This window comes from Rothia sp. P7208 (assembly GCF_048512915.1).
Taxonomy (GTDB): domain Bacteria; phylum Actinomycetota; class Actinomycetes; order Actinomycetales; family Micrococcaceae; genus Rothia.
On the sequence record NZ_JBLXXW010000007.1, the window covers coordinates 33,917 to 48,478 of the forward strand.

General features: G+C 48.2%; 14 protein-coding genes. 7 read left to right on the forward strand and 7 right to left on the reverse strand.

The window, feature by feature from the left end:
• Window positions 1-163: 163 nt before the first annotated feature.
• From ACN084_RS06950 to ACN084_RS06960, 3 genes are all read right to left on the reverse strand, one after another.
• Window positions 164-1,573, reverse strand: coding sequence for a class II fumarate hydratase (locus ACN084_RS06950; RefSeq protein ID WP_419106350.1), 1,410 nt, complete (start codon window positions 1,571-1,573; stop codon window positions 164-166).
• A 91-nt stretch (window positions 1,574-1,664) separates the two neighbouring features.
• The gene (locus tag ACN084_RS06955) at window positions 1,665-2,321 is read right to left on the reverse strand and encodes a carbonic anhydrase (protein ID WP_419106351.1); all 657 of its coding nucleotides are present in this window, start codon (window positions 2,319-2,321) and stop codon (window positions 1,665-1,667) included.
• Window positions 2,322-2,353: 32 nt separating this feature from the next.
• Window positions 2,354-3,028 (reverse strand): DUF4245 domain-containing protein, encoded by a 675-nt coding sequence (locus tag ACN084_RS06960; RefSeq protein WP_419106352.1) that lies wholly within the window; start codon window positions 3,026-3,028, stop codon window positions 2,354-2,356.
• A gap of 230 nt (window positions 3,029-3,258) precedes the next feature.
• On the opposite strand from ACN084_RS06960, the gene glpX reads away from it, so the two are divergent.
• The gene (gene glpX, locus ACN084_RS06965) at window positions 3,259-4,278 is read left to right on the forward strand and encodes a class II fructose-bisphosphatase (protein WP_419102045.1); all 1,020 of its coding nucleotides are present in this window, start codon (window positions 3,259-3,261) and stop codon (window positions 4,276-4,278) included.
• Window positions 4,279-4,392: 114 nt separating this feature from the next.
• On the opposite strand, the gene ACN084_RS06970 is transcribed toward glpX, so the two are convergent.
• From ACN084_RS06970 to ACN084_RS06985, 4 genes are all read right to left on the reverse strand, one after another.
• The gene (locus ACN084_RS06970) at window positions 4,393-5,382 is read right to left on the reverse strand and encodes a lipid II:glycine glycyltransferase FemX (protein ID WP_419106353.1); all 990 of its coding nucleotides are present in this window, start codon (window positions 5,380-5,382) and stop codon (window positions 4,393-4,395) included.
• A gap of 122 nt (window positions 5,383-5,504) precedes the next feature.
• On the reverse strand, window positions 5,505-6,113 hold the full coding sequence (gene purE, locus ACN084_RS06975) for a 5-(carboxyamino)imidazole ribonucleotide mutase (protein ID WP_419106354.1): 609 nt from the start codon (window positions 6,111-6,113) through the stop codon (window positions 5,505-5,507).
• 4 nt (window positions 6,114-6,117) lie between these two features.
• A complete protein-coding gene (locus ACN084_RS06980; RefSeq protein WP_419106355.1) occupies window positions 6,118-7,323 on the reverse strand; it encodes a 5-(carboxyamino)imidazole ribonucleotide synthase in 1,206 nt (401 codons plus the stop codon).
• 69 nt (window positions 7,324-7,392) lie between these two features.
• The gene (locus tag ACN084_RS06985; RefSeq protein ID WP_419106356.1) at window positions 7,393-8,136 is read right to left on the reverse strand and encodes a TIGR03089 family protein; all 744 of its coding nucleotides are present in this window, start codon (window positions 8,134-8,136) and stop codon (window positions 7,393-7,395) included.
• Window positions 8,137-8,495: 359 nt separating this feature from the next.
• On the opposite strand from ACN084_RS06985, the gene ACN084_RS06990 reads away from it, so the two are divergent.
• From ACN084_RS06990 to rsmI, 6 genes are all read left to right on the forward strand, one after another.
• Window positions 8,496-8,963 carry a WhiB family transcriptional regulator gene (locus ACN084_RS06990; RefSeq protein ID WP_419102050.1) on the forward strand — a complete coding sequence of 156 codons (468 nt, stop codon included), beginning with the start codon at window positions 8,496-8,498 and terminating at the stop codon, window positions 8,961-8,963.
• 20 nt (window positions 8,964-8,983) lie between these two features.
• Complete coding sequence (locus ACN084_RS06995) at window positions 8,984-9,253, forward strand: DUF3499 family protein (protein ID WP_419106357.1); 270 nt, start codon at window positions 8,984-8,986, stop codon at window positions 9,251-9,253.
• Between the two features lie 237 nt (window positions 9,254-9,490).
• On the forward strand, window positions 9,491-10,738 hold the full coding sequence (locus ACN084_RS07000) for an Ig-like domain-containing protein (protein WP_419106358.1): 1,248 nt from the start codon (window positions 9,491-9,493) through the stop codon (window positions 10,736-10,738).
• 120 nt (window positions 10,739-10,858) lie between these two features.
• Window positions 10,859-11,974 (forward strand): TIGR01906 family membrane protein, encoded by a 1,116-nt coding sequence (locus tag ACN084_RS07005; protein ID WP_419106359.1) that lies wholly within the window; start codon window positions 10,859-10,861, stop codon window positions 11,972-11,974.
• A gap of 36 nt (window positions 11,975-12,010) precedes the next feature.
• Window positions 12,011-13,612 (forward strand): dolichyl-phosphate-mannose--protein mannosyltransferase, encoded by a 1,602-nt coding sequence (locus ACN084_RS07010; protein ID WP_419106360.1) that lies wholly within the window; start codon window positions 12,011-12,013, stop codon window positions 13,610-13,612.
• Between the two features lie 43 nt (window positions 13,613-13,655).
• Entirely contained in the window at window positions 13,656-14,543 is an 888-nt protein-coding gene (rsmI, locus tag ACN084_RS07015) for a 16S rRNA (cytidine(1402)-2'-O)-methyltransferase (RefSeq protein WP_419106361.1), read from the forward strand.
• Window positions 14,544-14,562 lie beyond the last annotated feature (19 nt).

Genomic DNA, 14,562 nt, shown 5'->3' on the forward strand with positions numbered 1-14,562 from the left:
ACGATAGACCTGTTTCCTAAGAACATCTAGAGTCAAGAACTGAAAATCTCAGAATAAAAAAGACCCTCAACGTTTAGAAAAAACAATATGCCGTTGATACAGATACCTTGTGTACCTGCACCAACGGCATATCATGCTCAGTCTCTTGAGCCGACTTAAGAGACTAACGATAAGAACCAATCATGCTCATCACATCTAACGCCTGATCTAACTGTTCTTCTGTAATTTCTCCGCGCTCAAGATATCCAAGAGCTAATACTGCTTCACGAATAGTGCTCTGATGAGCTACCGCATATTTGGCAATCTTCGCAGAAGCTTCATAACCGATATATTTATTGAGCGGGGTTACGGTAGAAGGCGAAGCCTCTGCTAAGAAACGAGAGCGCTCAACATTAGCTTCTAAACCATTAATCATCTTGGACGCCATCACCGTTGAAGCATTAGAGAGTAGACGAATTGACTGTAAAAGGTTAGCAGCCATGACGGGAATACCAACGTTAAGTTCAAATGCGCCGTTGGTAGACGAAAGCGCAATCGTTGTATCATTACCAATTACTTGAGCAGCTACCTGAATCACTGCTTCACAAATAACAGGGTTTACCTTTCCAGGCATAATAGAAGATCCCGGTTGCAAATCTGGAATATGCAATTCTCCTAGACCCGTATTAGGGCCAGAACCCATCCAACGAATATCGTTGCAAATTTTCATTAACGAATAGGCAATAGTACGCAAATGCCCTGAGGCTTCAATCAGAGCATCACGGTTTGCCTGCGCCTCAAAATGGTTACGAGCTTCAGTAATCGGTAAAGAAGTCTCCTTCGCAAGTAACTCAATGACTCGCGCAGAAAAACCTTCTGGAGTGTTAATTCCCGTACCGACAGCAGTTCCGCCTAAAGGAACTTCTGCAACACGCGCCAAAGAACTTTCGACACGCTCAATGCCATACCGTACTTGTGCGGCATAACCAGAGAACTCTTGTCCGAGCGTTACGGGGGTTGCATCCATAAGATGCGTACGACCAGATTTCACAACATCTTTGAATTGCTCAGACTTTTGCTCTAAAGATGAAGCCAACGTATCCAAAGCTGGAATGAGATTGTTAATCAGAGCAGAAGTAGCTGCCACATGAACCGATGTAGGGAAAACATCGTTAGAAGATTGTGAAGCGTTGACATGGTCATTGGGGTGAACCTCAAGACCTTGCTCCTTGAGACGACGTGTTGCAAGAGTTGCTAGAACCTCATTGGTGTTCATATTAGAGGAGGTTCCCGATCCCGTTTGAAAAATATCAATGGGGAAGTGCTCATCGTATGCCCCGGTTGCGACGTCATCGGCGGCTTCACGGATAGCTTGAGCACGCTGGGAATCAAGAACACCTAGTTCTTCATTGGCAGTAGCAGCAGCCTTTTTAATGAGCGCTAAAGCGCGAATATGTGCAGATTCTAAACGTTGCCCTGAGATAGGAAAGTTTTCTACTGCTCGTTGGGTTTGTGCACGGTACAGCGCCTGTGCTGGGACTCGCACTTCACCCATAGTGTCATGTTCAATACGGTATTCGATATGTTCAGCCATGACTACCAGCTTAGCTTCCATAAAGTGACTTACAGCTCACTTTGCGGGTTTTTGACAAGAAAAAACCAAAAATTAAGAACCACACAAACCCTTAAGCTAAAAACCTCATCGCAGCATTCTTATCGATATTCTGTGAACAATACACCAACTCAACTTTGCCATCTGCAAGATGATAAAACATCCCCACAACAGCAGTACGTCCCTCATCAACCGCCTTAGCGATAAGACGTGACTGCTCCAAAATACGTTCTGACACCTGAACAGTATGCTCCCGAACTATTTCATTCACACTCGGAGTAGACGACAAATGGGCAGAGATTGCTGAAGGAATAATTCGCTCAACCAAATAACGAATAAAGCCACCGGGGAAAACACCCGTCTTCAAAGCCTTTTGAGTGACCGAAACAGCTCCACAAGAATCATGACCAAGAACAACAACTAACGGAGTATGTAAATGTGCAATCGCATACTCTAAAGAGCCGGTAATCGCACTTTCCATCACATGCCCCGCCGTTCGTACCACAAACATATCGCCTAGACCCTGATCAAAAATTACTTCAGCAGCAATACGAGAGTCAGCACAACCAAACAAGGTCGCATAAGGGAACTGTCCACTAACTAAATCATTGCGACGTTCTGCATCCTGATTAGGGTGTTCCACCCGACCGTGTACAAAACGCCAGTTCCCTTCAAGTAACCGTTCAAGAGCCTGCTGCGGAGTAAAAACTCGTTCATTACTGTTCATCATTCTTCTTTCCCGAACACTGATGCTGCTCCGTTTTACTGGATACCTGAAGATGACGTCGGTTCAGCAGTTTTTGTAGGGTTCTTCTCGTAAGCGATAACAGCTTGAGCTAATTGAATAATTTCGTCCTCGGAACTTTGTCCATTAAGAATGACGGTTGTTCCTGAAACAGTACCTACGTATGAAATTGTTGGTTCACCATCTTTAGGTGTGTACACGCGAACATCCCAGAGCACACCAGCGACCTCCTGCGTTCTTTGCACAGCAGCATTATTGACTCGCTGCGCAATCCACGTAGGGTTAGTATTTTCGGCTTGAATCAATTCAATGTACCCTGCTTGAGCAGTAAGCTGACCGGTGTTCCAGAAGCTAATACCATCTGCTTGGTGGCTCTTCCATCGGGCAAAGTTATAACGCCATCCGTCTAGCTCTGGTGCAGCCACAGGATAACCAGCCTCTTGAGAAGACAGATATGCAGTGGAATCTAAATCAACCTGTGGATTGTAATGATTCTTATTGGACGTTAAAGCAGGGGATAACCAGAGAATAGGAATCAGAATAAGAATCATCACCGCCATCGAAATAATCATATTTCGAGCCGGAGCATGAATACGTTGTGCCTGCTTCTGAGTAATGAGGGGAACTACCGGTTCAGAAGATTCTTCGGCAGAAACAGTGTCTTGAGATGAAGGATATTGTTCTGTGCTCACCTAACTATTTTCCCCTATCTTCCTCATAAAAACCTCAAGACAACCTTATCCACTCAGAAAAACTCAGGTAATAGAGAGAAAAATTTAGCAATTTGAATCACAAGAATCAGTATATGGAACTAAGCTTATAGAATGATGACGGAAAAAGGGAACCAGTCATGACGATGACGTAATGACTGACCTATGACCACATCTTGAGTACATATCATCTACCTCGAAGGTCAGGGCACATGTCAGAAAAGCTGGCGCAGAACGATACTTACCACACCGATCGAAACCTCGCACTAGAACTCGTGCGTGCAACCGAAGCTGCTGCTATAGCAAGTGGCCCATGGGTGGGAGCAGGAGACAAAAACCTTGCCGATGGTGCAGCCGTAGACGCTATGCGCTATCGACTATCTACCGTCAACTTCAGCGGCACTGTCGTTATCGGTGAAGGAGAAAAAGACCAAGCACCCATGCTTTTTAACGGCGAAAAAGTTGGCGAAGGAGTTGGAGCGTCCTTTGATATTGCCGTAGACCCCATCGACGGCACCCGACTAACCGCCCTTGGAATGGATAACGCGCTATCCGTTATTGCTGTTGCAGAAGCCGGCTCCATGTTCGACCCATCTGCCGTGTTCTATATGGAAAAACTCGTTGCTGGACCAGAGGCTGCAGAACTTGTCGATTTACGACTACCAGTTAAACAGAACCTTCACCTCACCGCAAAAGCGTTAGGTAAACCAGTTAGCCAGCTCACCGTCTGTGTACTTGACCGCCCCCGCCACGAAAAACTGATTCAAGAAATCCGTGACGCTGGTGCCCGTACCCGAATCATTCTTGATGGTGATGTCGCCGGTGCTATCGCCGCATGCCGTGAAGGAACCGGCGTAGACCTCATGATGGGAACTGGCGGAACACCAGAAGGAATCGTTGCTGCCTGTGCTATTAAATCTACCGGTGGAATCATTCAAGGACGGCTTGCTCCAATCGACGATGCAGAACGCGAAAAGGCCCTCGAAGCTGGACACGACCTTGACCGTGTACTGACAACAGACGACCTCGTCACCAGCGATAACTGCTTCTTTGCGGCAACAGGAATCACCGACGGAAAACTCCTTCGCGGTTTACGCTACAACGGAAACACTGTCACAACCCAATCACTGGTTATGCGTAGTAAATCAGGAACCGTGCGTATCATCGACGCAGAGCATAACTTAGAACGTTGGGAACGCATCCTTCAACGTAAAGCAAGCGTGCGCCGATAACCGTAATAGAAGGCTCTATGAGCAAAAAACTGCGGGTGGGTGGAAACCATACTATATTTCCACCCACCCGCAGTCTGTTAAGAAACTTTGAGCAGAATACTTCAGCGCAAGAGCCTAGGACTTTTGGCGAGCTGAACGAACCTCAGCAACTTTAGTCTTCAGCTGTTGAAGACCCTCACGAGCAGCGCGGATACATTCGTAAGCACGGTAACCTACCGCAGAGACTGGTAAATCCCAAGTTCCAGGATACGCAACTGAACGTCCACCAAAAGACTTCTTAAACTCCGTAAAGCCTGCCCACTCGTGGTTTGGATCATCATTAGGAGCAATTCCGAACAAGTCAACGTATTTGAGACCTTTTTCTTTTGCATCCATAATCATCCACGAAACAAGAGGCTTATTAATGCGTAGCTTACGGTGCTCCCAAGAAGTTCCAGTATGCGCATAGGTACGTGTATCGTCAGAATCGTAGACGAAAGTTGCCCCAATAGCTTCGCCTTCAGCGGTTCTTACAATAATCAGGCGAGCAGCATCTTCTGGCATAAGAGTTTGAGCAACACGTTTAAGATAATCATCTTGCTGACGTTTAAACTGATTACGTTGCGCTGTCTGCTCTAGATATTTAGTAAGAATATCGATATCTTCAGGATTATGCGAGACCTCAAATGTAATACCCTTTTTATGGATGTTACGGTGCAAATTGCGGTTAGTAGACTGCATCTGTTGCAAGAGCTCGTCTTCAGATACATCTAAATCAATAATCTGAGTATGTCCGGGCTGAATTTGCCGTGGAGACAGTTTAAAACCGCGTGCAGACAAGAACGTCTCTGCCGAACGAGAACCCCAAATTGCTTCTTGCGTGGGCTCAACACGAATAAACCAGCATTTATTCTCGGCAGCAACCTTCTTCATATCTGCGATTGCCTCATCAAAAGCTTCCGCGCTATCGGCAACAGGCCCATAGGGGGAGTAGAGGTATCGTCCAGTTTTGCCACCTTCTAGCGTGGCAAGATAGCTCCACCCATCTCCGCTACCACGGAACACCTGGTGACCATTTGCTGTTTGGAACTTTGCCCAAATATCTGATTGCAGGATATTACTCATGGTTTTCAGCATACCGAACCATAGGCCTCTTTGCTCACTCTATACCAGCTGAGTTATCCCACATTTAATGAAGAATCAGAGAAAAGAACAATGAGGCCCCTCCAACATCCTGAAGAGAATCATCAGGGCGCATAAGGTTTATCACGCGGTAAATCTTCTACTGGTAATGCCTCTGCCGAATCATTTTCTTGCTGTTGGGTGCGTGATGAAACTTTAGCTCGAAGAGCTGTACCCTTATCTTGTGCGGAACGTTTGAGATTCTGTGCAAATTGTCTAATGTCAGCCTGAATCTGCTGTGCCTGATCATCAACGCCAGCACCTAAAATCCGTAAAGCAAGAAGACCAGCATTACGTGCACCATTGATAGATACCGTTGCTACCGGAACACCCGCTGGCATCTGCACAATAGACAGCAAAGAGTCCATTCCCTCAAGGTTTTTTAAACGTACTGGAACACCAATGACAGGCAACGGTGTAACAGAAGCTAACATTCCTGGAAGATGTGCAGCACCACCAGCTCCGGCAATAATGACGCGAATACCGCGCTCATGTGCACGGAGCCCGTATTCAATCATTTCTTCAGGCATGCGATGAGCCGAAACCACATCAGCTTCATATGTGATACCAAACTCCTCAAGGACAGCAGCAGCTTCTTCCATGACCGGCCAATCAGAGTCAGAACCCATAACGATACCAATAATTGGTTGGGTGTTCTCGTACGATGAGAGCATGATATTACTCCTTTGAAGAGGTGGGTGTCTCTAAACCTGTGCGGAAGAGACGAGATATTTTTTCGGCGGCTAGTTGTCGCTGAGATAATGATTGTTCAGTGCCGGTGATGTTAACATGGCCAATTTTTCGTCCGAAGCGGACGTCTTTACCGTAAAGATGTATTTTTGCTTGAGGCTCAAGCGCTAATGCCTGCGGGTAAAGCTCCCCAATATTCTCGTAAGTACCGCCGAGGATATTCTTCATCAGAGCATTAGATTCTGTCAGTTGTGTGTCTCCTAACGGAAGATTGAGCACCGCACGTAAATGTTGTTCAAACTGGCTAGTTTTTGATCCGTTTTGAGTCCAATGCCCAGTATTGTGCGGGCGCATTGCTAACTCGTTGATATAGAAACCCTCTGACGAATCTGGAACTTCAAATAACTCAACCGCCATAACACCCGTTACGTTAAGTTCACGGGCAAGAGTCTGCGCGGTATCGCGTATCTTTTGTGCTAGGTGCTCGGATAATGCTGGAGCTGGGGCAATGACTTCATCGCAAACGGAGTTGACCTGCCGTGATTCACTGATATCCCAAAGACGGATCTCTCCGCTGTCATTGCGTGCAACAAGAGCTGATAACTCCCGTGTGAAGGGAACTTTCTCTTCAACTAAGAGAGATGAAAAGGCGGTGTTGCTCTCAAGCTGAGAGAACCATTGCAAGACTTCTTCGCTGCGTGCTTGTTCTGGTGAACTAATGACCATAACGCCTTTGCCGTCATACCCACCGCGCGGAGTTTTGAGCACAATATCCCACTGATGTTTTTCTCCAAAACTCACAAGTTCTTCAAGGGTACGTACCTCAGCCCACGGTGGGTTAGCTAACCCTAGATGACGAACTGCCTGCCTCATCTGTAACTTGTCTTGGGCATAGATAAGAGCTTGAGGACGCGGCTGAACATTAACGCCCTCGTCGATAAGTTTCTCTAAGAGATGCGTCGGGACGTGCTCATGGTCGAAGGTTAATACATCAACGTTCCGCGCAAAATTGAGCAGTTGTGTGTAATCGGTGTAATCACCAACAGGTGCTTCGGGGATAGTCTGACGCGCACACGCGTTTTCGTCTTCTGCCATAACTTTGAGACGAAAACCTAATTCATGGGCGGGAGTTGCCATCATACGCGCTAACTGACCGCCACCAACAATGCCAACGATGGGAGAGTTCACACTCATAAGGCTACCTTCTTTTTCTGCAGGGAAGGGAAAAATGTCTTTTCATGAAATTCATTCGTGAACAAATGCCTAGAGCCAAGGGGAACATACCGCTTTTTCGTCATGATGAATACGATGGATTTCTTCTGTAACCCAGTGAACAGTCGGATCCCGTAGAATAACGGCTTTTGCCTGAGAAAGACAACATAGCACTTGTTGAAGGTAATTAGCGTTGAGCATGGGAGGAGCACTAATGTCGTAGGCCTGTTCCGATAACGGTTCTTGCTGTGTGAGAACAATACTGTTTAGAAGCTGCTGATAGCTGGTATTCTCCCACGCTGTATCCGTAAGAGACGGCGTTGAAAGTCCATGGTAAACGTCGCCATAAGAACGAACAAGAGCGCAATAATCCATGGTGTCATCGGGTAGAACACCCATAAAGCGTGGGGCTAGAGGGCTTTTTTCCACGAGTAGACGGTATTCAGTAGAGCTCTTAGGAAGTTCGTCGATGTTGTCGGTACAAAAAATGTCTGCGCAGTCTTCTTCCTCCGGTACGAAATGCAAGTGTGCGCCAATACGAAGAGCCGCTAGCGCGATGATAATAGAACGCCAATGAGTGGTAGTGCTGATGTGTATTGGCTCTGAGCTATCGAGTTCACATTCTTCGCTGAGAAGGTTTGCTGTTTTGCTCACCCAATTTTCGAGAACTCGCCCAGAAAGTTCAATACGTTCGGAATGGTCGCTATACCAGATGAGAGCTGGGCTTTGACGTGCTTTGAGGGTGGTGAAAAATTTTTCAAAAGAATAGTTACGGGAAGGGTTTTGGGTGAGCATGCACATAACTTTAGCGAAAAACTCCTCAAAACATAATGTATATCACTTAACTTTTGAGATAAGAGCCATACTTTTTAGTCGATATGGAAAAACATCGCATAACACAGTAGGGTAGATACCACATTGAGGGCACAAAAGACGCTGTTTCAGTGAATAAAATATAAAAGTTTTTGCTCTCAGCTTGACTAAACCGGTATTACACGCGTGTAATTAGGTTCAAGGTTTATTGCACTTTTGATTTTGCTTCAGCATCGTTGCGAGCTATACAGTGTATGAGTGTCAATAAACCACGCCAATCAAGAATCAGCAGATTGGTCAATAGAAAACCTCCACGATATAGGGACACGGAAGGGACGAAAATGGGTCTGTATGCTCACCGCAACTACGGGAGCGAATCGCAATATAGCGGAACACAGCCCCAACGTTATACTATGCAATCCGCTCAATACCTTGAAGAACGAGCAAACGCTTTACTAGCTGCCGCCGACGCTAAAGAAAAAGCAAAACAGCCTCCACAGCAAAAAAAGAACCTTGACCCGTTCTCTGCAGAAGCGCTTTCCCTCTGGGAAGCTGCCGCTGGCCTATACAGCACTGAAGGCGACGACGGAGAACTCGCCTGGCAAGCAGATGCGCTCTGCGCACAAACAGACCCAGAAGCGTTCTTTCCTGAAAAAGGTGGCTCAACACGCGACGCAAAGCGCGTTTGTAATGAATGCCCCGTACGCGAAGCATGTCTAGAATATGCAATGGATAATGACGAACGCTTTGGCATCTGGGGTGGACTATCCGAGCGCGAACGTCGTCGTCTGCGTAAACAGACTATTTAGCAGAAAAGAGAAACGCTGTGATGGCACAAGTTCGCCTTTGTTCACGACAAACCTGCCAACGTGAAGCAATCTTCACACTGACCTATGCATACAGCCAATCAACGGCAGTTATCGGTCCGCTCTCAGCACACCGTGAACCACACGCCTACGACCTCTGCGAATTCCACGCAGAGAAACTCACCGCACCTCAAGGGTGGGACGTGATGCGTCTAGACAGTCCTGAAAACCACACTCAAGAACCTCAAAAAGCTGAAAACGCATACCCAACACTGCGTAGCGTACAAGACTAATCTTGCTGCTTTTATGAGTTTCGAACTTTACATATCAAATTACTTATCAGTAGACTGTTAACTTCGAGTGCAGTTTTAGCCTGCACCACCACAACACACACAGACTCACCTCAACCCCAGCGCAAGATACCGCCACATAAAAATGGCGGATATTCACGCGCATAACTCTCGGTAAGTCTCTCACCGTCGTATGTTCTTCAGTAATCACAAACACAGTAACTAAGGTGGATAAACTTCGTGAGTCAAACACGACCAAACTCTTCTCGTGCCTTCACTCGACGCCCGTTCCTCAGCGCATCGGCGGCACTACTCGGAATCGCTACATTGAGTGCATGTGGAGCACCCAAAAATAATGCATCACAGGCAAATAGCTCAACCAACCCGACACCAAGCACGAGCCCCAGCCCCAAAAAATTTACAGGAACAGTAGAAGTCGTCCCTGTAGCAGATACTACTGAATACAACCCTACCCATCCGGTAACACTCACCGCCACCGGAGGAACACTCAACAAAGTTAACCTCAAAAATGAAGAGGGAGAATCCATCAACGGCGAATACAACGCAGAAAAAACCGTATGGACCTCCACCGAAAACCTCAACTTTAAAAATAAGTACACTATCAGTTGGACAGCCGAAGACCCAGAAGGTGGAAAAACTAGCGGAAGCTCAACCTTCTCCACAGTCTCCGCTGCATATGAGGCCGACGCAAACACTAACATCATCAACGAAGCCACCTACGGCGTCGGAATGCCTATCGAAATCAGATTCTCAGAACCTGTCATCGACAAAACAGCCATAGAAAAAGCTATTACCGTCACCACCGACAAAGAACAACCCGGAAAATTCCGCTGGTACTCCGACCAGATGGTACGCTATCGCCCAGAAAACTACTGGGCGCCAAACTCTACCGTCACAGTGAACATCGATATTCTCGGTATCGACTTCGGTCAAGGAATGATTGGCAACGGAAACATCAAGCGAACTTTCTATACCGGAAACAAACAGTATGCGTTAGCTGATAATGCCACCAAACTACTCACCATGTATGTTAATGATGAGCAAATATACCAAGCTCCCATCACTCTGGGCGATGCAGAATGGCCTTCCGTCACAGGGCAGCTCGTTATTATGGAGCAAGCTAGTAAATACTTCTTTGACTCCGCCTCACTAGGACTCAAAAAAGGCGATCCACACTACTACGAACCCTTCTGGGCTACAAACGTCTCACGCATCACCGCAGGGGGAGCCTTCGTCCACCAAGCCTTACCTAGCGCATACCCTTACATAGGAAACACCAACGTCTCCCACGGTTGCATCGGACTACTACCAGCAGATGCAAAATACTTCTTCGACACATTCCGTGTCGGCGACATCCTCGAAACCATCAACACCGGATACCCCAACGCCGACCCTGATGACGGCTACGGAGACTGGAACATCCCCTTCGAACACTACGACGACGAATCATACGTCGGCAACTGGTAAAAAATACCTTATACATCAAGTCCCTCACCCCACACCGGTGAGGGACTTGATACTATCTGAGCTGACCTATACTTATTGCAAGTACAGCAAAAATAAGCGCGCACGAGCAGGAGCTACAAAATGACAACCCCTCCGCAACGACGGAACGAATGGGCAAAACTATCCCCAGCTATCTCCCAAAAGGTAGCTAACGCCGAAGAACTACTCTCCGCTCGCAGGCAAGAAATCCAAGAAAAAAACAAAAACTCTAACACCTCCACACCCTGGTCAACAGAAAAACACCCAACACCAGCACCTCACACCAACCCCACCCCAACACCAGTACCTCACAACACACAAGAACACACCGACCCACCCGTCACTCACACCATAAAAGAAACCACCACAACCGAACCCCCCACACAACACAACACCCAAGAACAACCACAACGCAACACCCGACGTGCAGCGCTCGCAGAAGAAAACCCAGAACAACAACAAAAACGCCTCAACACACGAGAAACCGCCGCCGAAGATAAACCCAAACTGCTCGCCCTACGAGCAACACTCATCGGGCTGAGCGTACCACTACTCACCTTCTTCCTCAGCCTCAAACTCGTAGCCTCCTCAACCTTCCTCTGGATTGAATACCACCGCAGCGCATTCCCCAAAGACCGCTACGGATTCGACACACAAGACCGCCTAACCTACGGCAACTACGGGCTAGACTACATTTTCAACCTCGCACCAGCTAGCTACCTCAGCAGTATCAAAAACCTCGAAGGGAAAAAACTCTTCCTCGACAGCGAAGTGCAACACATGACGGACGTCAAACATCTCATGCTCACACTCACCGTTCTTGCCATCATGAGCATCATCAGCGCACTACTTTGCGCACGAACCCTGAGCCTTAGAGCACCAGGAATCATCCGCCGTAGCATCTGGTACGGAAACCTCTTCACTGCACTAATCCTCGCCGTGCTAGCCATTATCGCCATCACCGGATGGGACGTCTTCTTCACCCAATTCCACCACATCTTCTTCCCCCAAGGAAACTGGCAATTTAGAGAATCAGACACCCTCATCCGACTCTACCCACCACAATTTTGGGTTGACGCAGCACTCGTATTCTGCACCCTATGCCTGAGCACTATCGCCGCTCTAGCAGCCATAACCTGGCCCACCACATACCGCAAAATACAAGAAGAAAAACGCAAACAAGAACGCCAAGAACTCCGCCAAAAACTAGCTGGATAAACAACACCCCATGAACCAGAATCTCAGGGAGCAAGAGTGACAGCCCCACAAACACCCATAGCTTTAAAAAAAGGCTGGAATCTAGAAGAAATGTATACCCGACTCCACGTCGAATACATTGCGCTACCACGCTACGGCTGGATTGCCCCCACCCTTATCGTCCTCCTTGCCGGAGCACTACGGTTCTGGAACCTTGCCCACCCCAACGCCATCGTCTTTGACGAAACCTACTACGTCAAAGACGGCTACTCCCTTCTCCATTACGGATACGAAAGAAACTGGTCAGAACACGCTAACGAAACATTCGTTGCCGGAACACCCACCGGAATACGAGACACCGCAGAATACGTCGTTCACCCGCCAGTTGGAAAATGGATGATTGCCTTCGGAATGGCACTCTTCGGGGACAACAACCCCTTCGGATGGCGTTTCGCAGCAGCACTCACCGGAACACTCAGCGTTGGGCTCATCGCCTTCGCCGGATGGCTCATCTTCCGATCTGTTACCGTCGCAAGCCTCAGCGCACTACTACTAGGTATCGACGGGCTAGCTATCGTCCAATCAAGACTTGCCCTACTCGATATCTTCCTCATGTTTTGGCTCCTTGCCACCTTCGTCTGCCTCCTCCTCGACAGAGAACAATCACACAGAAAACTCGCTCAAGCCTTACACCACAACGCCCAACAAAACGGGGGAGAACCCACCAACAAACTACTGCAATACGGACCTAAAATAGGCATCCGTCCATGGCGTATCCTCGCCGGAATCTGTGCAGGACTAGCCGTTGGCACAAAATGGAACGCACTATTCTTCATCGCAATATATGGTGTTATTACCGTCCTTTGGGACAACCGTGCACGCCAACTACTCGGTATCAAAAAATGGTGGATACGCGGTATCTTCGACGACGGGATACGAGCCTTCCTCTCCATCATCGGTATTGGACTCCTCACCTATATCAGCACCTGGTCAGGGTGGTTCCTCTCCGAGAACGCCTACCACCGACACTGGGCAGAAAAACACCCAACAGAAGGACTGCTCTGGTTACCCCCAGCGCTACGCTCCCTCTGGGAATACCACGTCTCCGCGTACTCTTTCCACATCCACCTAGACAGCCCTCACACCTACCAGTCACCAGCATGGCAATGGCTCATCCTTGGACGCCCTACCTCCTACTACTACGAGTCCCTCCACCTCGGAGAAAACGGATGCCCCGTAGCCAAATGCTCAGAAGCAATCCTCAACATTGGAAACCCACTCATCTGGTGGTCTTTCATCGTTACTATGGCACTCACACTATTTATCATCATCCTCAAAAGAGACTGGAGATTCCTTACCCTCTGGGCAATCTTTGCTATCGGCTACTTCCCATGGTTTGCATACCCAGAACGAACCATGTTCTTCTTCTACGCACTATCTTTTGAACCCTACGCCATACTCTTACTTGCAGGAACGCTAGGACTAGCACTAGGACGCCCCAACGACACCCCACAACGCAAGAAAAAAGGCCTGATTATCGTAGCCCTTTTCGTTATCACTGCACTACTCATCACCATTTTCTACCTCCCCATATGGACCGCCGAAATAATCCCCTACGAACACTGGCGCTGGCGAATGTGGTTCAACCGCTGGATATAAACTCAAATCTCTCATTACCATTGAAGACAAGGGCAACACCCCGATGACACACAACACAGAAACCAACACCCCGCAACACACCACAACACCAGAACCTGCCGGAGTGCTCATCCTCGGAGCAACACCCATCGGAAACCTCTCTGACACCACAGACCGGCTCAAACACTACCTACAAACAGCAGACCTCATCGCAGTAGAAGACACCAGAACCCTCCGCCGACTACTAAGTGGACTAGGACTCCAAACCCACGCAAAAATCATTACCAACCACGACCACAACGAAACACAAAAAGCCGAAGAAATCATCCACGCTGTACGCTCTGGAGAAACAGTCCTCCTCCTATCTGATGCAGGAATGCCCACCATCTCAGACCCCGGATACATCGCAGCCCAAGCCGTAGCAGCCGAAGGACTCCCCGTATCCGTCGCGCCTGGACCCTCCGCCGTACTTAGCGCTCTAGCAGTCTCTGGCCTTCCCAGCGGACGATTCACCTTCGAAGGGTTTCTTGCCCGTAAAGGAAGCGAACGCACCAAACGCCTCAACTCCTTAGCCACCGAAGAACGAACTATGATCTTCTACGAATCCCCACATCGTCTGGCAAAAACGCTACAAGACATGAGTGAAACCTTTGGCGCGCAACGACAAGCAGTCGTCTGTCGAGAACTCACAAAACTCCACGAAGAAGTCCTCCGTAACTCTCTTGCCGAACTGACAATATGGGCACAAAATACCACTATCCGCGGAGAAATCGCACTCGTAGTAGCAGGGGCAGAAACACCAGAAACACCAGAACCTGAAGGCCTCGTCGACCAAGTCCAAACACTCGTCGACCAAGGCCTGCGACTCAAACAAGCCTGCGCACACATCGGAAAACAACACGGCGTCTCAACCAAAGAGCTATACAACGCCACCCTCGCCTCACGAAACTAACACCCCACAACCCCTATCT